Origin of the sequence: Nonomuraea fuscirosea, assembly GCF_035917475.1 — a bacterium.
Taxonomy (GTDB): domain Bacteria; phylum Actinomycetota; class Actinomycetes; order Streptosporangiales; family Streptosporangiaceae; genus Nonomuraea; species Nonomuraea fuscirosea.
Genome location: NZ_CP109074.1, coordinates 7,035,333 through 7,057,177, shown reverse-complemented (window position 1 = coordinate 7,057,177; position 21,845 = coordinate 7,035,333). Strand labels below are relative to the sequence as shown.

Here is a 21,845-nt window from a genome sequence, read left to right as displayed (position 1 = left end):
TCACTCCTCCACGAGCGCGTCCAGGTCGCGCAGGTTGTAGGCGACGGCCTCGGCGACCCGCTCGAACGGCAGGTCCAGCGCGGCAGGCAGGGTGTGCGCCCAGAAGGCGATGAGCTGGTCGGCCCGGTTGCGGGCGCCCGAGGGCAGCTTCGGCGCCATGATCTCCAGCAGGCCGAGCTGGTCCGCGGCCATGCGGGTGACCTCGTGGTAGAGCGGATGCGGCACGCTGAGCGAACCGGCCAGGCCGTTCGGGGTGGCGTCCATGAGCTGCGCGCTGACCAGGCTGCGGAACTCCTCGTCGCCGCCGAGCACCCACTGCTCGTACGCCCGCAGCATGCTCGGCCACGAGGACGCCTTGCCGTACCCGGTCAAGGGCAGCGTCATCGAGCCGCCCTCGATGTCGATCCTGATCCGCGACGGCGAGCTCGGCTCGCCCTCCGCCACGCTGACCTGCCCGTTCCACAGCAGGCAGAGCAGCCGGTGCAGGATGCGCACGCGGTGCTCCTCGGTGGTGGCGAGATAGCCGAAGTCGTAGCCGAGCCGCTGGCGCCACTTGAGGTAGTCCTGCGGGCGCTCGTCGTGCAGCGCCTCGGCCCAGCTGGCCAGCACCTCGCGCAGCTCGCGCACCTGGGTGACGCTCATCGAGGTGCGCAGCTGCACCACCGTGACCGAGTCGGCGTCGATGTTGCGGAAGTCGGGCGTGCCCGGCAGGTCGATCCGGTCGCGCAGGAACCGCTCCAGGTCCAGGTCCTTGCCCGGGGCCGGGTAGGAGACCAGCACCTTCAGCTCACCCGTGCCGTCGGGGGTGAAGCCGCCCGGCACCAGGTCGGCCAGCTTGAGCTGGAACTGCCGCACCTGCGGGTCGTCGCCGCCGCCCGTGGCGGCCTGGGCCAGGATGTCGGCCAGCGAGGGCAGCAGCGGCTGCTCGCCCAGCGCGGCGGCCTCGTCGCGGTCCTTGAACAGCTTCTTGACCTCCAGCTTGAGCCGCTCGCGCACCCAGTTGAGCGCGTCGGCCGGCTTGCCCGTACGCCAGGCCAGGTCGTAGGCGTGCCGCCAGCCCTCGGGGCCGAGCAGCGCGTTGACCACGCCGGCCTCCGTGTCGGTCGGGCGCAGGATCTGCCGGGCGACGAAGACGTCCACGAAGCGGCGCACGACCGCGTCGTAGAACGCCTCCGCCCCGGCGGGCGGCAGCAGGTGGTAGACGCCTACGCGCGTCTCGTACAGCTCGCCCGCCCGGCGGGCGAACCGCTCGGGGTCGTTCTCCGCGTGCTCCGCGAAAACCTGGGTGAACTCGCGCACCTCGCGCAGGAGCTGCTTGCGCCGCGGCTCCCAGCGGGGCATCTGGTCGGCCCAGGCCCGGTGCCAGAGCGCCTGGCTGCTCCACAGGTACCAGGCGTCCTGACCGGCGAGCCAGGCCTGCACCACGGGGTCGGACCACTGCACCTTGCGCAGCAGCCGGTCGCGCATCGGCCCGGGCTGCGGGGGAGCCTCGCTCATGCCCTCGAACGGCTTGCGCGGCTGCGCCCTGCGGTGGTCGAGCAGCCCGGCGAAGCCCAGCCGGTCGGCCTCGTGCACGTCGCCGGGCAGGCCGACCACCACGCGCCGCAGCCGGAACGGGTCGACGTGGCCGAGCCCCTCCATCGCGCCCCTGCGCACGTCCATCTCCTGGGCCATGACCGGGACGCTGCGGCTGAGCGCCCGTTCGAGGGAGACGAGGTTGTCCTGCATCTCCCGCATCCGGTTGGCCAGCGACTTCTGGATGTCGGCCGCGCCCGTGGCCGGGCGGGCCTCGGGCGGCGGCAGCGGCGCGCGGGTGTGCAGCGGCTCCAGGTTGGTGGTGGTGAACAGGCGGCGGATCTCGTCCACGTTGGTCTCGGCGGCGCCCGGCGGCACCGCGTCGAGCTGCGTCACCGCGCGGGCCAGCAGCCGCGAGCTGACCAGGTCGGCCAGCTCCTCCACGGGCACGGTCATGGAGGAGACGAAGGCCGTCGAGACGCCCCGGTTGCCGATGCCGGAGGCGGCGGGCACGTCGCGCTCGACGGCGCGGTTGATGAAGTCGTCGGCGAAGGACGACTCTCCCCGGTCCTCCATGCCGCCGGCGCTCTCGCCCGCGGTGCTCGGCCGGGTGCCGGCCAGCGAGACGACCAGCGAGGCGATCGAGCGGTGCAGGTCGTCGCGCTGCACGCCGGGCGGCATCGTGAACAGGAACGCGGTCTGCACCGTGCCGGTCGCCAGCCGTACGTCACCCCTGGTGGGGTAGCGCACGCCCAGCTCGCCGACGATGCCCTGCTCGTCCACCTGCGTGCCCGCGTGCGGCGCGTTCTGGTCGTCCACCAGCCGGAACAGGTCCAGCAGGCTCGAACCGGCGTTGAGCCTGGCCCGGCGCCCGCCACCCTTGCCCTCGGTGAACGCCGACGGCATGACGACCAGCGGGTGGATGCGCGCCCTGATGCCGCTGCGGGCGAAGGCGTCGCCGATGAGGTGCAGGTAGTCGTAGAAGATGCCGCTGCCGGTGCCGCCCGCGACCGAGTAGGCCACGAACACGTCACAGCGCCGCCGCAGCCGGCCGCCGAGCGCGGCCAGCTCGCCGCCGGAGTTGCTGATCGCGCCGATGGCGTCCTCGACGCCCTGGACCACCGGCCCGGTGCCGTGCCGCATCCGCTCGAACAGGGCCGCCCTGGCCACCGTGGGCAACTGGCCCGCGCCCCGCATCAGCGGCGCCACCAGCGGCTCCTGCTCACGCGGCGGCAGCCAGTCCTTCACGTGGTCGCCCAGCGTGGCCCGCAGGCTGCGGGCCACCTCCGGATAGGAGTCGAACTTCGGCACCACGTCGTGGATCAGATGGGCGGTGCGGGCCGCCGCCGGGAACTCCTTCTCGGTCGGCACCACCCGCCGCCGGGTGCGGTTCAGCTCGTCCTCGTTGAGGTCGACGTAGACGAACTGCAGGCAGGAGGGCAGCTCGTACGGCTGGTAGTTCTGCCAGCTGAAGTTCCTGATCAGGTCCATGCCGTCAGGGCCGCACAACTCGTCGCGCAGCCAGCGTTCCAACTCCACCCCGACCCGGCAGCCGGTGCCGCCGAGCCCTACGAACATCATCGGATCGAAGATCCTCATGCGCCCCTCACAACAGGTCGTCGCCTGGCATCGGTCTGTGGGTCCTGCTCGGCTGCGGCTCGGCCGGCCCGTACGCGGGTTGCTCGCCGCCCTTGGCCCGGCCGTCGTCCACGCCCAGGTAGAGGTGGTCGGTCAGGGCGATCGGCCGGCCGGGGATGAGCGGGTCGAGCCGCCGCCCCGAAGGGTCGGTCACCAGCACCGACCTGCCCTCCCCCCGGCGCACGGAGTAGCCGGTGCCGTACGTGTGCACCAGCCGCCTGTCGGTGACGTCGAAGCCGAACTCGGGGCCCGAGCCGAGCGGCGCCTGCAGCCGGCTGATGTGCGGCTCGCCCGGACGGTCGAACAGGTACAGCGTCAGCTCGCTCGGGTCGGCGGCCCGCTGCCGCCGGCGCCGCCTGATCATCAGGAACAGCAGCCCGGCGGCCACCACGACGAGGAGGATGAGCAGCGCCTGGAGCGCCCGCAGCCACATCGGCGTGGGCCGCTGGACCTCGACCTTCACGAAGTCCTCCGCGACCACCTGCCCGGCCGCGTCCACCACCTGCACCTGGCCGCCGACCTGCCCCTCGGCCGCCTCAGAGCCGACCCGGAGGGTGAAGGCGTGCTCGGAGGTGCCCGCGGGCGCCTGGAGCTCCTGGGCCGACAGGCTCACGGTGCCGGGGGTGTCGAGCAGCCGCAGGCCGAGCCGCGCGGGCTCGCCGTCGTTGGTGACGCCGACGGTGCCGGAGACCTCGCCGCCCGGCTCGACGACGGCCGCTTCGAGCCGCACCTGGCCGCGCAGCCGGTCGGCCGGCCCGGCGATCCGGGTCTCGTAAGGACGCTCGTCGCCCGCCACGCCCGGCCCGGTCACCTTGCCCAGGAAGGACAGCGTGCCGGTGGCCGTTGCCGGGACGGCGACCCGGCCGGAGAACTCGCCGTCGTCCTTGGCCCGGTCGGCGCCGTCGCCCGTGTCGCCGAGCGCGATCGGCGTCTCCTGGAAGCCCTCGCCGGTGAGCCCGGCGGTGAAGCGCAGGCCCGCGAGCGCCGCCGGGTCGGAGATCGTGCCCGTCCTGGTCTGCAGCCGCAGCCGCACGGTCACCTGCTCGCCAGGACGCGGCCGCGGGTTGCTCAGCGAGATCGAGGCACGCAGCGCGCCCTGCCACACGACGGTCGCGCTGACGTCCTGGCGGTCGACGCCCGGCGGCGACTTCAGCTGGATGCGCCACTGGCCGGGCACCGGGTTGCGGATGCGCAGCGACTCGACCGGGCCGGCCTCGCCCGCGGCCTGGAAGGTCGACTCGTTCTGCTCGCCCTGCTTGGGCACCTGGGTGCCCTCGGGGTCGAAGTAGGTGACCTGAATCCGCCGGTCGCGCTTGACCACCACGATCGAGCCGTCGGTCGCGATGATCGGGATGGTGACGTGGAGGTCGACGGTGGCGCCCGAGTCGAGTGAGTCGGTCACCGAGTCGCCGATGCCCGCGCACCTGGCGTAGGCGAACGCCTCCAGCAGCGAACGCTCGACGTCCTTCGAGTCGGCGACCACCCGGGCCCGCGGCGTGGCCGACTCCTGGCCGCCGCACGGCTCCCGCCAGCCGCCCGCGGCGAAGGCGTCGAGGCTGGACTTGTCGGCCGAGCCGAAGCCCAGCGGCCAGATCTGCACCTTCGCCCGCTCGGCGTCCTTGAGGCCGCTGTCGATCTGCTTCTGGGCGTTGCGGTTGCGGGATTCGGCGTCGGCGCCGTACTGAGGGCTGCCGGCGACGTCGAGCACGCCGTCGGTCAGCAGGAACACGATCTTCGAGCGCTGCTGGTCGTCGGGCTCGTTCATGATGTTCAGCGCCTGGTCGAGGGCGGCGGCGTGGTCGGTGTCGTTGCCGTCGCCGCTCTCCCTGCGGCGTAATTGCTCCACGCACCGGCTCAGCGACTCGCGGTCCTGGGCGGTCTCCACCCCGGTCAGCGGGCACACGATGTCGACGGCGGACTGCCCCCGGCCGTTGGAGCTGCCGAAGCCCACCACGGACACCTGCGAGCGCGGCGAAAGCTCGCTGAGGGCGATGAGCTGGGCGGCGGCGCGCTCACGCGCGACGTCGGCGCCCGACAGGCTGCCCGACTCGTCGACCAGGATCACGACCCGGACGGGCTTGACGTCGTCGGCGGGCGGCGCGGCCTGCGCCGCCGCCGGGACCGGCGCCAGGGCGGCGGTGACGGCGGCGGTCAGAGCAGCGGTCAGCGTGCGGAGGGATCTGAGGGATGGAGTGACGCGCACATTTCCTCACAGGTTCCGTTTTCTTATCCGCTGAACGGAGAGCGGCGCCGAGAAGTTTCTGCCGGGGTTGTGGACGTGTATTCCATCCGTTTGAGGATGTCCGAAAGTCAATCTTCATGCAAGGGTCAACAGGATCTTAAAGGGAGGCGAGGCGGTGCGGGGACCGGAGTGGCGGGCGGGTATACGGGTCGTCGCCAGTCACCTGACTTATCCGGATTTATGGCGATATTCCCGATTGCTGTAAATCCGGCGGTAAATCCGATCGGTCTTGGTCAGGCGAGGTCGTCCGGACGGAAGTCGGCGGCGGAGAGCCGGTCCTTCATGACCAGCAGGACGGCCACGAGCGCGGTCCACCCCGTCTGGTGCGCCGCCCCCAGGCCGGCGCCGTCGTCACCGTGGAAGTACTCGTGGAACTGGATCAGATCCCGCCAGTGCGGATCCTCCTGGAACGTCCGCTGCCCTCCGTACACCGGCCGCCGCCCGCCCGCGTCCCGCAGGAAGATCCGGACCAGGCGGGCGGAGATCTCCTCGCCCACCTGGTGGAGGGTCATCCGGTGGCCCGAGCCCGTCGGGCACTCCACCGTGAAGTCGTCGCCGTAGAAGGCGTACAGGTGCTGCAACGCCCGGATGACGAGGACGTTGACCGGGAACCACACCGGCCCGCGCCAGTTGGAGTTGCCGCCGAACATGCCGCTGTCCGACTCGGCCGGCAGATACTCCACCCGGTACTCGCGGCCGTCCACGTGGAACGTGTACGGGTGCGCGGCGTGGTGCCGCGACAACGAGCGGATCCCGTACGGGCTCAGGAACTCCTCCTCGTCGAGCATGCGCGCCAGCACCCGCCGCAGCTTCCGCTCGTCCAGCAGCGAGAGCATGCGCCGGCCGCCGACGCCGGGCCGGTCGGCCGCCGACATGCCCGCGGCCAGGTCGGGATGGCGGCGGGCGAACTCCCTGACCCGGTGGTAGAGGCGGGCGTCGCTCTCGTCCGGGCGCGGCGTGAACACCGTCGTCGCGCAGAGCGGCAGCAGCCCCACCAGCGACCGCACCTTGAGCCTGACCGCCTCGCCGCCGGGCAGGCGCAGCACGTCGTAGAAGAACCCGTCCGCCTCGTCCCACATCTCCTCCTTCACCTCGCCGATCCGGTCGGTCGAGGCGGAGATGCGCAGGAAGTGCGTGGCGAAGCGCACGGCCAGATCCTCGTACGCGGGCGAGCGGTCCGACAACTCCGCGGCCATCTGCAACATCGTCTGCGTGTAGAACGCCATCCACGCCGTGCCGTCGGCCTGGTCGAGCGTCCCGCCCGTCGGCAGCGCCGCGCTGCGGTCGAACACGCCGATGTTGTCCAGGCCGAGGAACCCGCCCTGGAACACGTTGCGGCCGTCCGGGTCCTTGCGGTTGACCCACCAGGTGAAATTGACCAGCAGCTTCTGGAACACCCGCTCGATGAAATCCAGGTCGCCGGCGCCGTCGAGCCCGCGGTCCATGCTGTCGATGAAGCGGGCGGCCCACGCCTGCACGGGCGGGTTGACGTCGCCGAACGCCCACTCGTACGCCGGCACCTGGCCGTTGGGATGCAGGTACCGCTCGCCGAGCAGCACCTCGATCTGGTGCTTGGCCAGCTCGGGATCCACCATGGCCAGCGCGACCGCGTGGAAGGCCAGGTCCCAGGCGGCGAACCAGGGATACTCCCACGTGTCCGGCATGAGCAGGATGTCGTCGGCGTCGAGGTCGTACCAGGCGTGGTTGCGCTGCCCGGTCCGGGTCCACGGGTCGGCGCCGTGCTCGGCCAGCCAGGTCTCCACGTCGAACTGGTAGTACTGCTTGCTCCACAGCAGGCCCGACAGCGCCCGCCGGAGCACGAGCGCCTCGTCCTGGCCCATCGTGTCCGAGGTCAGCCCGGCGTAGAAGGCGTCGGCCTCCGCCCGCCGCGCGCTCATCACCGCGTCGAAGCCGGCGCCGAGCGGGTCTCCCACGTCCGCCGTGCCGAGCGGATCCCGTACGCCTTCCGCGTCGTGCGCGTGCTCCTTGGTGAGGCGGACGCGGACGGTCGCCTCGCCGCCGGCGGGGACGGCCAGCGTGTGGTGCGCGGCGGCCTTCGTCCCGGTGAGCTCCGGGTTGACCGCCGCGGCCTCCCCGCCCACCACGTGCCGGCCGATGCCGTCCTTGACGTACGGGGTGGCGTTGCGGCTCCCGTGCAGGCGCTCGTGGTTCGTCTCGTTCTCGGTGAACAGCAGCGGGACGCCGGCCGAGCAGTGCAGCCGGTACGCGCCCAGCTCCTGATGCTCGGCCCTGATCACGCCCGGCCCGGCGGCCCGCATGACAGGCCGGTCCGCGCCCTGCCCCCACGACCAGGTGTTGCGGAACCACAGCGTCGGCAGGACGTGCAGCACCGCCTCCTCCGGACCCCGGTTGGCCACGGTGACGAGCATGAGCAGGTCGTCCGGGTCGGCCTTGGCGTACTCGACGAACACGTCGAAGTAGCGGTCGCCCGCGAAGACGCCCGTGTCGAGCAGCTCGTACTCGAAGGAGCGCCGGTCCCTGGCCGCGCCGGTCCGCACGAGGTCGTCGTAGGGGAAGGCCGCCTGCGGGTATTTGTAGAGGTAACGCAGGTAGGAGTGCGTGGGCGTGCTGTCGAGGTGGAAGTAGTACTCCTTCACGTCCTCGCCGTGGTTGCCTTCGCCGTTCGTCAGCCCGAACGGCCGCTCCTTGAGGATCGGGTCCCTGCCGTTCCACAGCGCCATCGACAGGCAGAGCCGCTGCTTGTCGTCGCTGACGCCGCCGAGACCGTCCTCACCCCAGCGGTAGGCGCGGGAGCGGGCGTGGTCGTGCGGGAAGGAGTTCCATGCGTCGCCGTCCGGGCTGTAGTCCTCGCGGACCGTGCCCCATTGGCGTTCGCTCAGGTAGGGGCCCCATCGGCGCCAGGGCGCGTCCGGAGCGGCCGACCGCGCCAGTCGAATCCGTTCGGCATCCATCCTCGCAGCATCCTCCTCGTACGAATCCCCGCCTCATCCCCGGAAGGTGAGGTCCCGGTGTGCCCCGCCGCGCACGCTCACGGCCGGTCTCCCTGACGGCCGGGAGCGCTCATGCCGGACGGGCTCATGGCGGGGGTGCGGGCGGCGGCCGGACGAAGGCGCTGGAGACCAGGGCGGTGGCCACGCCCGCGAGCGCGATCACGGGAGCGGCGGCGGGCAGCAGCCACACGCAGATCGTCGTGACGGCGGCCCCGCCGGCCAGGGCGAGCAGCACGGCGATCAGCCCGGCCAGGTGCGGCTCGCCGGTGCCGGGCGTGAGGTGGCGGAAGAGCGAGCTGGTCAGCGCACCGGTGATGAACGTCGTCGACCCCACGAACGTGTGCAGCCGATGCGTCACCGCGCTCTGGACGCCCATGGCGACCGCGGCCGCGGCGATCATCGCCAGCCGCACCCCTTCGGCCACCGCCTGACCCGCGTCCTGCATCGTCGGCCGCGAGCCGTCCGCCGGCGCCGGGTTCATGGCCTGCGCCAGCACGGACCCAGGGATCTGGGCCAGCGCCCAGACGGCGGCCAGGCCGGCCAGCAGCACCAGCTCGACGCCGACGGCCACCCTGATGCGGGCCGACCAGCCGGTGAGCCGGCCGAGGAAGCGGAAGGCGGCGCCCAGACCGCAGGTGAAGGCGATCAGCGCCACCACCGAGCCGACCGCGTCGGCCAGCCGGCCGTGGCCCGCCGAGACGCCGAGCAGGACCAGATTGCCGGTCATGTTCGAGGTGAAGACCTGGCCCAGGGCGAGGAAGGTGAAGGCGTCGACCGCCCCCGAGGTCAGCGCCAGGCTCAGGACGGACACCCGGTTGCCGTGCAGCATCCCCCCATGCTCCGCCGCCCGCCCCGCCACCTCCCGAAGGCGCGCTGACCAGCCCCGGGATCACCCGAGGCGATGGGGTCAGTTGCGGGTTCTGCGGCCGAGGGCGCGTTTCATCCGGCCGGCCAGGATCGCGCGCATGCCGCGCCGCGCCTGCTGGCCGCGCTGGGCGGCGTGGAGTTCGCGGCGCAGCGTGCCGACCTCCCTGCGCAGCTCCACCGTGCTCTTGCGCCAGCGCGCCGCCTCCTCCCGCCACTTGGCCACCTGGGCGCGCAGCCGCTCGGCCTCCTTGGCCAGCCGGGCCGCCTCGGTCTCGGCCTGCACCCTGGCCTTGTACGCCGAGCGCCGCCCCACCAGCTCACCAGGCTCGTCGCTGAAGTCGTACGTCTCCGCGTCCACCCAACGCACGCCCGAGACCTCGTCCACGACGTCGTCGAGGGACTCACCGGGCCGGGCGACCAGCCGGGCGCGGGCGAAGGAGGACACGCGTTCGAGCCGGGCCGAGACGACCCCTTCCGCCGACTCCCGCAGCAGCACCTCGACCAGGCCGAGCGCCTCGTTGCGGGCCAGCGCCAGCAGCCGGGCCAGGCTGTCCTCGCCGGGCGCCCATCCGGCGGGCAGGCGCAGCACGAAGGGCGTGGACGGGTCCACCTCCTCGGCGGTCGCCAGGCGTACCCGGCTCTCGTGCTCGTAGTGGCCGTGCACCAGGACCAGGTCCAGGTTCGGGTCCTTGAGCGGGGCGCGCCGGTCGCGGTCGAGGGTGTCCCAGGGGCCGACGACGACCACGGACAGGTCCGCGACCGTGGCGGCGAGCAGGGCGTCCACGCTGGCGCGCACGGCCTCGTACCCGGCCGTGCCGTCCACCACCGCGGTCACGTACGGCACCTTCCACTGCCGCGCCGGATGCGTGCGCAGCCACTGGTAGGCCGGGATGCGGTCGGCGACGAAGGCGTGGCTGACTCGGTCGATGCGCTGCTGCTCGCGCATGCGCATGGTCGGGCCGAGGTGGTACGCGCGTGCCCGCGGTTCCGGGATGAACACCGCCCCCGCCTGCGCGAGGCGGTAGCCCATCTCGGTGTCCTGGCCGAGGATCAGCTCGTCGTCCATGGGGCCGGCGGCTTCGACGAGGCGGCGGCCGACCGAGGTGGCCCCGCCGACGTGCAGGCTGAACGGCCGGGCCGTGTGGCCGACGAGACCATTGGTCCGCTCGACCAGCCCGACCAGCCACGCGTGCGGCTCCGCAGGCTCGAACGCCGCCTCCAGGTCCTCGGGCAGCTCGGCGGGCAGCGGCGCGGAGGTGAAGCGGATGTAGCCGGTGACGGAGAGGTAGGGGGCGGCGTGGTGCCAGCGCATGTGCGCCTCGACGGCGCCGGGCGTGAGCACCACGTCGGAGTCGAGCCAGTGGATGACGTCGCCGGTGGCCTCGGCCAGCCCGGCGTTGCGCGCGTTGGCCCGGCCGGGCAGGTCGCAGACGATCAGCCGGGCCGCCGTGCCCTCCGGCAGCCGCAGCGGGGGCGAGCTGCCGTTGTCCACGACGATGATCTCGGTCAGCTCCGCCGGGTACGTCTGCCGCCCCAGCCCCTGCAGCACCAGGTCCAGCTTCTCCTGGGCGCCGTAGGCGGGGATGATCACGCTCACCCGGAGCTCGGGGGTGAAGTGCTCGGGCGGCTGGAGCACCCGGTAGTCGTTGCCTCGCACCCGCCGGACGTCGCCCCCGCCGGCCTTGTCGAGAGGAGTGACGGACATGCGCGCAGAAGCTCCTTTTGATCGGCCCGGACGGACGGCGCCCTACTTTAAAGCACATAACTGGGAAAAGAGCCGACTTGTAAGGCGGTGCGCAAGTATTGTCCCACGTCAGACCTGTCAGAATTCACGCAGGAAATGGCCAGGTGTCCACCGCGCACTGACTTCCTCCCGACGCCTGCCGCCCGTCCGGCACCCGCCTGGAGGGCCGCCATCCGACGCCCGGTGTCGCGGGCACGACGGGACGCGCCGGCCCTTCAGCCCGCTTCCGTCGTCACCGGGGCCGGCCACAGACCGGCCAGGGCGTCGACGAGCCCGGTGGCGGTGGCCTCCCAGCTCGTCCGCGCCGTGCCGCCGCCCTCGTGCAGCGCCCGTTCGCGCTCGGCCAGCGTGTGCACGACGAGCAGGCGGCTCATGTCACTGCGTTCGCGGTGCACCTCCTCCGGCAGGTCGGGCAGCAGGCGGAACATGCCCTCCAGCGTCCGCCGCATCGAGGGCGTGGCCACGGACTCGTCGATGACGATCCGGCGCAGGGTGGGAACGGTGTCGAACTGCGCCAGGCACCGGGCCCGCCAGCACGGCACGCCCAGTGCGTCGAGGTGACCGGTGGCCGGGCGCACCAGGCACGAGATCCACGCGCGCAGGTCGTCGGATCCCCCAGGACCGCCGGGGCCGCCAGGACCGCCGAGGCCACCGCGGCCGCCGGAGCCGCCGGAGGAGTCGATGGCCGCCAGCATCCGCAGGCGCCGTCCCTCCGTCTCCGTGGTGTAGCGGCGCACGATCGCGCGGACGAGGTCGGGCTTGGTGCCGAAGTGGTAGCCGACGGCGAAGTTGTTCGCCTGCCCGGCCGCCTGGGCGATCTGCCGGTTGGACACGTCGCCGACCCCGTGCTCGGCGAACAGCCGTTCGGCGGCGTCCAGGATGGCCCCCCGCGTCTCCTGCGCCCGCTCGCCCCTCCCGGCCACGCTCACCACCGGCCTCCGCTCCCCGCACTCACGCGATCCGCCGCGCATCCGCCGCACGTCCTCCGCACATCGTGCGCACGACCGTACACGCACGCGCCGGCCGGCTGCCGCGCCCCACGATGCTCACCCGGCTCCCACGACGTATCACCATCGGACCTGGACCTCTTCCAACCCTCCCACGATCAGGCCCTCGCGGCGCCGCAACGCGGCGGCGGGGACGGCCGGCTCCAGCGTGGGCAGCCGATCGAGCAGGACCTTCAGCACGGTCTGCAGCTCGGTGCGGGCCAGCGCCTGACCGAGGCAGGAGTGCGGGCCGACCCCGAAGGCCACGTGCGGGTTGGGCGAGCGGTCCAGCCGCATCTCGGCGGCCCGCTCGAACTGCCGCTCGTCCCGGTTGGCCGCGGCCATGCTGCAGATCACGGTGGTGCCCCCTGGCAGCCGTTCGCCGCCCACCTCCACCTCCTCACTGAGGTAGCGCGGCATGCCGAAGCCGGGGTTCGCGTCGAAGCGCAGCGACTCCTCCACCGCCGGCCGGATCAGCCCGCGGTCGGCCAGCAGCGCCTGCCAGCGGGCCGGATCGGCGAGCAGCATCGACATCATCTTGCCGATCATGTTGGCGGTGGTCTCGTGCCCGGCGACCAGCAGCCCCTTGGCCGTGCCCATCAGCAGCTGCTCGGTCAGCCGCCCGTCCAGCCCCTCGACCATCGCGAGCAGCTCGCTGATCAGGTCGTCGCCCGGCTCGGCCCGCTTCGCCTCGACCAGCGCCATCAGGTACGCGTCGAACTCGGCCTGCGCGGCGTCGATCTCCTCCTGGGTGAACCTGGTCATGCTCAGCATGGTGTCCGACCAGTACGCGAACCGGTCCCGGTCGGAGTCGGGCACCCCCAGCAGGTCGCAGATCGCCCACACCGGCAGCGGGAACCCGACGGAGGACACCAGGTCGGCCGGCTGCCCCTCCGCGACCATCCGATCCACGAGCCGCTCGGTCATGGCCTGGATCCTGGGCTGCATCGCGGTCACCCGCTTGGCGGTGAACGCCCTGCCGACCAGCTGCCGCCAGGCCCGGTGGTTCTCACCGCTCATGGTGCTCGCGCCGCTGAGGGCGCCCCCGAACACGCCGCCGGACTCGTTCGCGGTGACCCGCGCCGCGTCCTCGGCGTCGAGCCGCCGGGTGAAACGCGGATCGGACAGAACCTGCCTGACGTCGTCGTACCGGGTCAGCAGCAGCGCCTCGTCACCACTGGCCAGCCGGATCGGCGCCACCGGACAGCCCTGCCGCAACTCGGCCCACTCAGGCGGCGGCTCCAGCGCGGTGGGATTACGGAAGGGGTATTCGGGCGCTCCGGTCACGGTCTTTCCCCCTGTCGGATGGCGGCCGACGCCTGATGGACACCGGCTCGATGCCATCTAAGTCACGACGATCACTTTAAGTCAAGCGACTCAAAGTCGTGTCGTGCCCCTTCGGATGCGGAAGGGCCGTGAGCGTGGTCGTGCTCACGGCCCTGGGGGCATCGCCCTCGCGGGGTCAGCGGTAGCTGATGTCCGAGCTGGAGTAGAGACAGTTGACGCCGTCGGCGCCGGAGCCGATCTTGCTGGGCTCGCCGCTGGTCACGCCCCGGTACTTCTCGCAGACCACGATCTTCCTGCTGGAGTCGCCGGCGATGGTGACGCCCGAGAAGCGCGCGGTGTCGCCGTAGTTGGTGTTGATCCCGGCGAGCGACTTGCCCGGGGCGGTGATCGTCACGTTCGAGATGACGACGTTGCGCTTGTGCTGGGTGGAGCAGTTGCCGCACGAGCGGTAGAGCTTGCCGAAGTTGCTCACCTCGAAGTTCCTGATGTACATGGTGCCCGGGCCGTTGTGCTGGAAGACCTTGTCGCTGGCCGAGCGGGCGCCGCCGCCGTCGATGGTCATCGTCTGCGACGACGACGTCCCCTTGAACGTGGCCGCGTCCTCGCCGACGTCCTCCCACCAGACGTTCTGCAGGGTGCAGGTGCCGGAGCAGTGGATGCCGTCGGCGGCGGGGGAGCCGAGGATGACGTTCTTCAGCACGGCCCCGTTCGCCAGCTTGAAGATCGGGTCCTGGCCCTCGTCCTGGCCGCCGCTGCCGAGGTCGCCGGTGCCGTAGTGGCGGACCATCCGGCCGTCGAGCGTGCCCGAGACGTTGATCGTGGCGCCGACCGCCTTCTGGCCGCTCGGCGTCGGCCAGGCGGCGGCGGTGGTGGTGGTCGCGCTTGTGCCCGAGGTGCTGGCCGCGTTCGGACCCGAGGCGGCGCCGGCGACGGGGCCGCTGCCGACGCCGCCGGCGACGGCCAGCGCGGCGACGAGCGCCGCCGCCATCCGGGTCAGGATCGTCCTGCTCACATTCGACTCCTTGTGTGCGGGCCCTCGCGCACGCGGGTGCGCGAGGGGCGGGCCGGTGGAGAACTCCTGTGAGGGTAGGAAAGCGCTTTCCGGGCGTCAACGAACGGCCGCGGGGCCGTACCTGAGGAACGGGCGTCAGGCCCGGTCAGGGCATGACACCCGGTATTTACGCGAGTGAAACTTTCAGGTCGGGACGGTCCGGCGCCGCCCCAGGACACCGGACCGATCCGCGGGCCTCAGGCGTCCTCGGTCACCTCGATGGCGGCGGCGGGGCAGACGGCGGCCGCCTCGCGGACCAGGGCGTGCTGGTCCGGCCCCGGCTCGGCGTCGAGCAGCAGCACGATGCCGTCCTCCTCGCGCTGGTCGAACACCTCGGGCGCGAGCAGCACGCACTGACCGGCGCCGCAGCACTTGTCCTCGTCGACGGTGACTTTCATGCGGGAACTCCCTTCTGATCGATCGGATTCACCAGCGGACGGGGACCGTGCGCAGGCCGCCGACGGCGAGCCCCTCCACCCGCTCCAGCTCCGCCACGGGCACGGCCAGCTCCAGGCCCGGCAGCCTGCGCAGCAGCACCTCCAGCACGACCTGCAGCTCGGTACGCGCCAGCGACTGCCCCAGGCAGGAGTGCGACCCCGAGCCGAAGGACAGATGCGGGTTCGGGCTGCGGGTCAGGTCCATCTCGGCGGCGGCCTCGAAGGCGCTCTCGTCGCGGTTGGCCGCGGCCATGCTGCAGATGACGGTCGTGCCCTTGGGCAGGACCGTGCCGCCGACCTCGGTCTCGACGGGCAGGTAGCGCGGCAGGCCGAAGCCGGAGTTGGCGTCCAGGCGCAGCGTCTCCTCCACCGCGGTGCGGATCAGCGCCGGATCGGCCAGCAGCGCCTCCCAGCGGCCGCGGTCGGCCAGCAGCATGGAGACCATCTTGCCGATCATGTTGGCGGTGGTCTCGTGCCCGGCGACGAGCAGCGCCATGCCGGTGACCAGGATCTGCAGGTCGGACAGGCCGCCCTCGTCGGGGCCGCCGGCCGCGATCAGCTCGCTGAGCAGGTCGTCGCCCGGCTGGTCGCGCTTGGCCGAGACGTGGCCGGACATGTAGGCGAAGAACTCCGTCTGCGCGGCCTCGATCTCCTCCCGGCTGTAGCGGGTGAGATTGAGCAGGGTGTCGGACCAGTACGAGAAGCGGTCCCGGTCCTCGGCCGGCACGCCGAGCATGTCGCAGATGACGTACACCGGCAGCGGGAACCCGAGCCCGGCCCGCAGGTCGCCGGGAGCGCCGCGCTCGACCATCTCGTCGATGAGCTCGTCGGCGATCCGCGCCATCTGCGGCCGCAGCGCCGCCATGCGCTTGGCGGTGAACCACCTGCCGACCAGGCGCCGCCAGCGCAGATGATCCTCACCGGAGTCGGGGATGATCTGCGACACCTCGCTGTCGAACACCCCGCCGCCGTCGGCCGACAGCCTGGCCGCGTCGGGGGCGCTCAGCTGGCGGGTCAGCCGCGGGTCGGCGAGCACCTGCTTGACGTCGTCGTACCGGGTCAGCAGCGTGGCCTGGTCGCCGCTCGGCAGCCTGACGTGCGCCACCGGGCATTCACCGCGCAGCTCCGCCCACTCCGCGGGCGGGTCGAGCGGCGCGGCGGCCGGGATCGGGTAGTTCAGGACCTGCTCGTCGATACTCATCAGGCATCTCCTCGTGTGCGACGGTTGATCGGCTGGTGGCTTCTCATGCGGATGAGAGGGGCTGGGAGCGCTGCCAAGCGCCGAGCGAGCGCTGCCGCAGGACGCGGGCTTGCTTGGGCATGTTCCAGCCCAGCACGCCGGTGATCTCGCCGTCCTCGCGGTAGACGGCCGCGAAGCGCCCCTGCTCGGGGTCGCCCTCGGTCACGCTCAGCTCGGCGTCCGGGGAGGGCAGCCCGTGCATCTGCAGCTTGACGTCGTACTGGTCGGTCCAGAAGTAGGGGATCGGCGTGTACGGGCGGTCGGCGCCGAGCACGTTGGCCGCCACCACCTGGGCCTGCTCGGTGGCGTTGGTGCGGTTCTCCAGCCGCAGCCGCCGGCCCAGCCCCTCGTGCTCGAACGCGGCCACGTCGCCCACGGCGTAGACACCCTCGGCGGCGCGGCAGCGCGTGTCGCACTCCACCCCGTCGCCCAGCCTCAGCCCGCCTCCGGCCAGCCAGCCGGTCGCCGGGCGGGAGCCGACGGCCACCACCACCGCGTCGGCGGGCAGCAGGTCGCCGGTGGTCAGCCGTACCTCGGTGACCCGGCCGTTCTCGCCGCTCAGCGACTCGACGGCGGCACCGAGCCGGAGCCGGACCCCGCGTGCGGTGTGCAGGCGGCCGAGCAGGGCGCCGATCACGTCGCCGACCTGGTCGCCGAGCGGGGTGTGGCCGAGGCCGGCGAGCGTGACGTCCAGGCCGAGGCCGCGGGCGGTGGCGGCGATCTCCGCGCCGAGCACGCCCTCGCCGACGACGACGAGCCGCCTGGCGCCGGCCAGGTGGGTGCGCAGGGTGAGCGCGTCGTCCAGGCCGCGCAGCGTGTGCACGCCCGCCAGCCCGTCCTGGCCGGGCAGCCGGCGAGAGGTCAGGCCGGTGGCGATCACCACGGCGTCGGCGCTCAGCACGCGGCCCGAGGCCGTGGTGACCGAGCGCGTCCCGGCGTCCAGCGCGACCGCGCGCTCGCCCCGGACGAACCGGGCGCCCAGCGCCTCCAGCTGCGCCGGCGAGCGGAGCCGGGCCTTGGCGGGTTCCCACAGTCCGGCCAGGACCTGCTTCGACAGCGGCGGCCGGTCGTAGGGGAGGTGCGGCTCGGCGTCCAGCAGCGTCAGGCGGCCCTCGTAACCGTGCCGCCGCAGCGCCTCGGCGGTGCTCAGACCGGCGGCGGAGGCGCCCACGATCAGGATGCTTCCGGGCGGGGTCACGCCGTCTCGCTCCGGTGGCGCGGGGTGGCCCGGCCGGCACAAGTCCGCATCAACAGTGGTCCTTTCCGTCGCGTCGCGCCCACCTTACCCTGCATCTGTAGGAAAACCTTCACATGTAGGCAGGCGGTAGGGTGCACGGTGTGGGCATCACGAAAGACGACCGAGCCCCTTCGGGCGACCGGCGCGTACGCCGCACCCACGCGGCGCTGGCGCGAGCGCTGATCAAGCTGGTCGAGGAGCAGGACCTGTCCAGGATCACCGTCGCCGACGTCGCCGAGCGGGCCGGCGTGAGCCGTTCGACCTTCTACGACCACTTCCGCGACGTGCACGAGCTGGCCGAGGCCGCGTGCACGGCGATGATCGACCGGCTGATCGAGTCCCTGCCCAGCCCGGCGCCCGGCGTCGTCGATCCCGAGTCGGAGGCGACCCAGTCCCTGGAGGCGTTCTTCGCCGCCCTCGCCGAGCACGCGGGGCTCTACCGGGCGTTGCTGGGGCCGCAGGGCAGCGCGCGGGTCGTCGACCACATCCGGCGGCGGGCCACGGCGGGGGTGCGCGAGCGGCTGAGCGAGGTGCACGCGGCCGGTGCGGGTGACTCCGCCGGGGAACCAGGGGAGCCAGGAGAACCAGGGGAGCCAGGGGAGCCAGGGGAGAACGCGCATGACGTGCCGGCGGCGTTCGCGGCCGGGGCGATCATCGGGGTGGCCGCCGACTGGCTCCAGCGCGGCTGCCCCCACACCCCGGTCGAGATGGCCCGGCTGGTGTGGCCGCTGTTCAGTGCGCTGTTCCGGCTGGACGCCGAGCCGCGGCAGCCCTGAGACGGGCGTCCCCTTCGCGCGGGCGAGGGGCCGCGGGAGTCTTGAGCCGGGCGTCCGCGTCGCGCGGGCGGGGCGTCGCGGCGGTGGGCGCGGGGCGGGGGACGACCGGGACCAGCCTGCGCTCGCGCACCAGCCGGATCACCTGCTCCAGGTCAGGGGTCAGATAGCGGTCGTCGGCCAGCGGCGGCACGTACCTCCTGAGCTCCGCGTGCAGCGTCCGCGTGACGGGGCCGAGCGGCAGGCCCGCCATCTTCGCCGCGATGAGGTCGATGCCCTGGGCCGCCATCAGGTACTGCACCGCCAGGACGATCTCCAGCCGGTCGAGGTTCTCGTGCAGGTGCCGTACCGAGGCCATGGCCATGGTGTTGTGGTCCTCCTGCCCGTCCTTGACCGGGCGCGACAGCGTGCCCGCGGGGGTCGCCCTGACCTGCATCTCCGGCACCAGGGCGGCGGCCACCGTCTGGACCTGCACCATCCCGGAGTTCAGCCCGACGGTCCCGCCCGCGAGGTTGGCCGGCAGGCCGTAGCTCCACCTGGGCGACAGCAGCCGTCCCGACAACCCCTCCGACAGGACGCCGACGTCGGTGAGCTCCGCGTTCAGGCTGTCGGCGAGATGACCCATGACGGAGCCGTCCCAGTTGCCGCCCATCACGAACTCGTACCCGCGGCCCTGCTCGCGCCGGAAGATCAGCGGGTTGGAGGTCGAGGAGTTGGCCTCCCGCACCAGCGCCTGGCGGGCGTCGGCGAGCACCTGGCGCAGCCCGGCCAGGATGTGCGGCGCCGCCCGCACCGACACGGCGTCCTGGATCCGCGGCTCGTAGTTCGCCGGGTCGAGCCGCCTGCGGCCCTCCTCCGTCATCCAGCCCGAGCCCGCCACCATCGCGCGCAGCCGCGCGGCGACCGCGTTCTCCTCGGGGATGTGCCGCTCCCTGTGCGTACGCGCGTCCAGCGACCCCCGCTCGGCCCTGGTCGCCTCCATGAACAGGGCGAAGGCCCCCTCCGCCTGGTCGGCGAGCGCGGTGGCCCGGTGCACGGCGTGCATCAGCGTGGCGGCCAGCACGGTGCTGCCGCTGACGATCGGCAGCGCCTCACCCGCCTGGAACGTGAAGTCGCGCGGCAGCCCCGCCCTCGGCAGCATCGCGGAGGCCGGCCCCTCCATGCCCCGGTAACGCACCGGCGCCTCCCCGCCGAGCGCCGCCAGCCCCGCCGCCGCCTGCGGTTGCAGGTCACCGGTGCCCAGCGAGCCGATCCCCGGCATCCGGGGCACGACCCCGGCGTTGACCAGGTCCAGCAGCCGCTGGGGCACCGCCGGCCGGACGCCGACCTTCCCCCTGGCCAGCTGGTTCGCCTTGATGATCAGGGCCAGCCTGACCACGTCGTCCGGCAGCGGCTCGCCGACGCCCGCCGCGTGCGAGCGCAGCACGTTGCGCTGGAACTGCTCGGCCTCCTCCAGCGAGAGCGGGCGGTCCTTCAGCGGGCCGAGCGCCTGGTTCCACCCGTACACCCGCTGGCTGTCCAGGGCGGCCAGCGCGCCCGCCCGCGTCCTGTCCAGGACGTCCGCCACGTCCGGGGCGAGCCGGGCGTGGATCGGGCGGCCGTCCAGGATCGCGAACGCGTCGCGCAGAGTGAACGACTTGCCGTCCAGCGCCAGGCCCAGCACCGGAGCCGGTGGGATCGCGGGCCGGTCGGGCTCGGCGGTCGCCTGGCCGGGCACGAACAGGGCGGCGAGCAGGCCCGCTCCCGTGGCCATCCGTCCCACTCTGATCATCCTGGTCCTCCGGGGCCTCATGGTGCCGATCGCTGCGGCTCCGTTATAGCGGCGGGGAGGGGGAGGGCCGGGGCGGCTCGGCGGGGGCGGGCTGAGTGCTTACCTCCCCTTCGGAGAGATATGGACGGGCACGCCGCACGCGGCTCTGAGGCGCGTCCGGGTGCGGCGCGCGGTTCTGTGCGTACGGGCGCGTCACGCGGTGCTGGGCGCGCGGGTGCGGAGGCGGCGTACCAGGGCGATGACGCCGATCGCCGCCGCCGCGCCCAGCAGCGCGAGCACCAGCGGCACCGCGGTCGCCGCCCACGGCCAGGCGCTGCCGCGCAGGTCGAGGTCCAGCACCGGGTACTCCAGCGTCTTCGCCGTCCACAGCGCCGTCCGCACGTCATACGTACGGGCGATGTCGCGCACCACCGGATCGAACGCGAACTCCTCCGTCGTGTGCGGGTACTCGGGCCGCACCTCGCCACCCGTCCCCGCGACCTGGCGGCGCGCCGCGTCCAGGCCGGGCACCAGCAGCCGGCCGACCCCGGCGGCGGTCGCCGCGCGCGGCACGAACGTCAGCCCGTGCCGGGACCGCACCGCGCCCTCGCCGATCGCGACCGTCCTGGCGACCATGGCGTGCTCGGTGTAGGAGATGAACGCCGAGGCCAGCTCCAGCTCCCCGACCCCTTCCACGAGCCGGACGCCGATGGTCGAAGGCCCGGTCTGATAGGCGGAGTTGACGCCCACGACCGCGTCCAGCGGCTCCAGCGTCGAGGCGGGGATGCTGCCCGCGGTGCCGGGGGAGTAGTACCGCCAGTGCACCCGGTCCGCCGCCGCCCGCGCGGTGTCCGCGTCGACCAGCCGCTCGAGGATCCGCAGGGCGCCGTCGACGCCGGACAGCACGCCGGCCGTGCTGATCACGTTGCCGTCGTCCACGTACCGCGTGCCGGCCACCCACTTCACCTGGGGGAAGTCGGCGCGCAGCCCGGCCAGGCGGAGCCAGTGCGAGGTGGCCGTCCTGCCGTCGAGCAGCCCGCTCCCCGCGAACGCGCGTGCGCCCCTGCAGACGCTGACCGTTAGCGTGCCCGAGGCCGACTGGCGGCGCAGCCAGTCGTTGATCGCGGCGTGCTCGGCCGGGGGCGGGTCCTGCAGCGCCGGGATCATCACGGCGTCCAGGCTGTCGTCGTGATCGGCCAGCACGCCCGCGAGCTGGTCGAACGTCAGGTCGGGCACCAGGTCCAGCCCGCCGGTCAGCGGCGCCGTCCCCGGGCCGGCGGCGACGATGTACGTGTTCACCCGGCCGGTGCCCGCCAGCACCTCGTACGGGCCCAGCAGGTCGGCCACGTTCGTGCCCTCGCTGCTGGTCAGCAGGGCCACGGTGGGCTTGGCCGGGTCGTGCGGGCGCGGGACGGGCTTGACCGACACCGTGTCCGGGCGCCGCTCGTACAGGTCGGCGAACTTGCCGATCGTGTTCACCGCGGCCACCGCCCCCGGGACGAGCAGCGCGACCAGCAGCACCACCGCCCGCTTCGCCCACTTCGGGTTGATGGTGAGCCGGTGGGTGTGGCGCGTGTACTCCTCCCGCCGCCGCAGCATGGCCAGCGCCATGAAGACGAACATGAGCACGTGGCCGGCCGACATCACCACATCACCCGCCAGCACGCCGAACCAGTAGGGGACGAGCAGGATCAGGAACGGCGCGAACATCGCCAGCCCCATCTCCGCGACGGCGGCCCAGCCGTGGTGACGCACCCGCATCCAGATCGACATGCCGATGACCATGTCGGCGGCCATGACCAGGACGTCCACATCCGTCCCGGGGTTCGGGGGGAGGAACAGGCCCCATAACGGGTCAAGCAGCAGCATTCCGGCGAACATCGCGATGACCATCTCGACGTAGTGCCCGACGAATCGGACTACAGGGCGGTTTCTGGTTTGCTGGGGGTCGTGGGCGGCCATGGCCGTGCTCCTGACGTACGGGGGATCGTGACGTCGCCGACGTTAGAGAACAAGGCGGCACGGCCGAATCAGTGAAGTCGCCGGTCCTCGTTCACGAGGTGTGGCGCCCGGTCGGTCAGGAGGCGTGGCGCTTGTTCACGAGGC

General features: G+C 72.7%; 14 protein-coding genes. 1 reads left to right on the top strand and 13 read right to left on the bottom strand.

Annotated features, from left to right (window positions below; genetic code table 11):
• The 11 genes from OIE67_RS32225 to OIE67_RS32175 form a co-directional block, all read right to left on the bottom strand.
• Positions 1-3,114, bottom strand: coding sequence for a tubulin-like doman-containing protein (locus OIE67_RS32225; RefSeq protein WP_326627523.1), 3,114 nt, complete (start codon positions 3,112-3,114; stop codon positions 1-3).
• Between the two features lie 7 nt (positions 3,115-3,121).
• Positions 3,122-5,356: a VWA domain-containing protein gene (locus tag OIE67_RS32220; protein WP_326627520.1), complete on the bottom strand. Its 2,235-nt coding sequence runs from the start codon at positions 5,354-5,356 to the stop codon at positions 3,122-3,124.
• 272 nt (positions 5,357-5,628) lie between these two features.
• A complete protein-coding gene (locus OIE67_RS32215; RefSeq protein WP_326627519.1) occupies positions 5,629-8,328 on the bottom strand; it encodes an MGH1-like glycoside hydrolase domain-containing protein in 2,700 nt (899 codons plus the stop codon).
• 124 nt (positions 8,329-8,452) lie between these two features.
• Positions 8,453-9,196, bottom strand: coding sequence for a YoaK family protein (locus OIE67_RS32210; RefSeq protein ID WP_326627517.1), 744 nt, complete (start codon positions 9,194-9,196; stop codon positions 8,453-8,455).
• Between the two features lie 78 nt (positions 9,197-9,274).
• Positions 9,275-10,939, bottom strand: coding sequence for a glycosyltransferase family 2 protein (locus OIE67_RS32205; RefSeq protein ID WP_326627515.1), 1,665 nt, complete (start codon positions 10,937-10,939; stop codon positions 9,275-9,277).
• A gap of 254 nt (positions 10,940-11,193) precedes the next feature.
• Positions 11,194-11,907: a TetR family transcriptional regulator gene (locus OIE67_RS32200; protein ID WP_326627513.1), complete on the bottom strand. Its 714-nt coding sequence runs from the start codon at positions 11,905-11,907 to the stop codon at positions 11,194-11,196.
• Between the two features lie 138 nt (positions 11,908-12,045).
• On the bottom strand, positions 12,046-13,251 hold the full coding sequence (locus tag OIE67_RS32195; protein WP_326627511.1) for a cytochrome P450: 1,206 nt from the start codon (positions 13,249-13,251) through the stop codon (positions 12,046-12,048).
• 175 nt (positions 13,252-13,426) lie between these two features.
• Positions 13,427-14,263, bottom strand: a complete 837-nt coding sequence (locus tag OIE67_RS32190) for a pectate lyase (RefSeq protein WP_326627509.1) — start codon at positions 14,261-14,263, stop codon at positions 13,427-13,429.
• Between the two features lie 236 nt (positions 14,264-14,499).
• A complete protein-coding gene (locus OIE67_RS32185; protein ID WP_106245718.1) occupies positions 14,500-14,700 on the bottom strand; it encodes a ferredoxin in 201 nt (66 codons plus the stop codon).
• 28 nt (positions 14,701-14,728) lie between these two features.
• Complete coding sequence (locus OIE67_RS32180; protein ID WP_326627505.1) at positions 14,729-15,940, bottom strand: cytochrome P450; 1,212 nt, start codon at positions 15,938-15,940, stop codon at positions 14,729-14,731.
• A 43-nt stretch (positions 15,941-15,983) separates the two neighbouring features.
• Positions 15,984-17,177, bottom strand: coding sequence for an NAD(P)/FAD-dependent oxidoreductase (locus OIE67_RS32175; RefSeq protein ID WP_326627503.1), 1,194 nt, complete (start codon positions 17,175-17,177; stop codon positions 15,984-15,986).
• A gap of 140 nt (positions 17,178-17,317) precedes the next feature.
• Here OIE67_RS32175 and OIE67_RS32170 point away from each other — a divergent pair, with 140 nt between their 5' ends.
• Positions 17,318-17,992, top strand: a complete 675-nt coding sequence (locus OIE67_RS32170) for a TetR/AcrR family transcriptional regulator (RefSeq protein WP_326627501.1) — start codon at positions 17,318-17,320, stop codon at positions 17,990-17,992.
• Here the strand turns inward: OIE67_RS32170 and OIE67_RS32165 are convergent.
• Positions 17,949-19,742, bottom strand: a complete 1,794-nt coding sequence (locus tag OIE67_RS32165) for an HAL/PAL/TAL family ammonia-lyase (RefSeq protein ID WP_326627499.1) — start codon at positions 19,740-19,742, stop codon at positions 17,949-17,951. The genes OIE67_RS32170 and OIE67_RS32165 overlap by 44 nt on opposite strands.
• A gap of 210 nt (positions 19,743-19,952) precedes the next feature.
• Positions 19,953-21,701, bottom strand: a complete 1,749-nt coding sequence (locus tag OIE67_RS32160; protein WP_326627497.1) for a DJ-1/PfpI family protein — start codon at positions 21,699-21,701, stop codon at positions 19,953-19,955.
• Positions 21,702-21,845 lie beyond the last annotated feature (144 nt).

Coding starts and splice junctions, on each gene's coding strand:
- OIE67_RS32225 (WP_326627523.1), bottom strand. CDS start 3,114: ATGAGGATCTTCGATCCGATGATGTTCGTAGGGCTCGGCGGCACCGGC.
- OIE67_RS32215 (WP_326627519.1), bottom strand. CDS start 8,328: ATGGATGCCGAACGGATTCGACTGGCGCGGTCGGCCGCTCCGGACGCG.
- OIE67_RS32210 (WP_326627517.1), bottom strand. CDS start 9,196: ATGCTGCACGGCAACCGGGTGTCCGTCCTGAGCCTGGCGCTGACCTCG.
- OIE67_RS32205 (WP_326627515.1), bottom strand. CDS start 10,939: ATGTCCGTCACTCCTCTCGACAAGGCCGGCGGGGGCGACGTCCGGCGG.
- OIE67_RS32185 (WP_106245718.1), bottom strand. CDS start 14,700: ATGAAAGTCACCGTCGACGAGGACAAGTGCTGCGGCGCCGGTCAGTGC.
- OIE67_RS32180 (WP_326627505.1), bottom strand. CDS start 15,940: ATGAGTATCGACGAGCAGGTCCTGAACTACCCGATCCCGGCCGCCGCG.
- OIE67_RS32165 (WP_326627499.1), bottom strand. CDS start 19,742: ATGGCCACGGGAGCGGGCCTGCTCGCCGCCCTGTTCGTGCCCGGCCAG.
- OIE67_RS32160 (WP_326627497.1), bottom strand. CDS start 21,701: ATGGCCGCCCACGACCCCCAGCAAACCAGAAACCGCCCTGTAGTCCGA.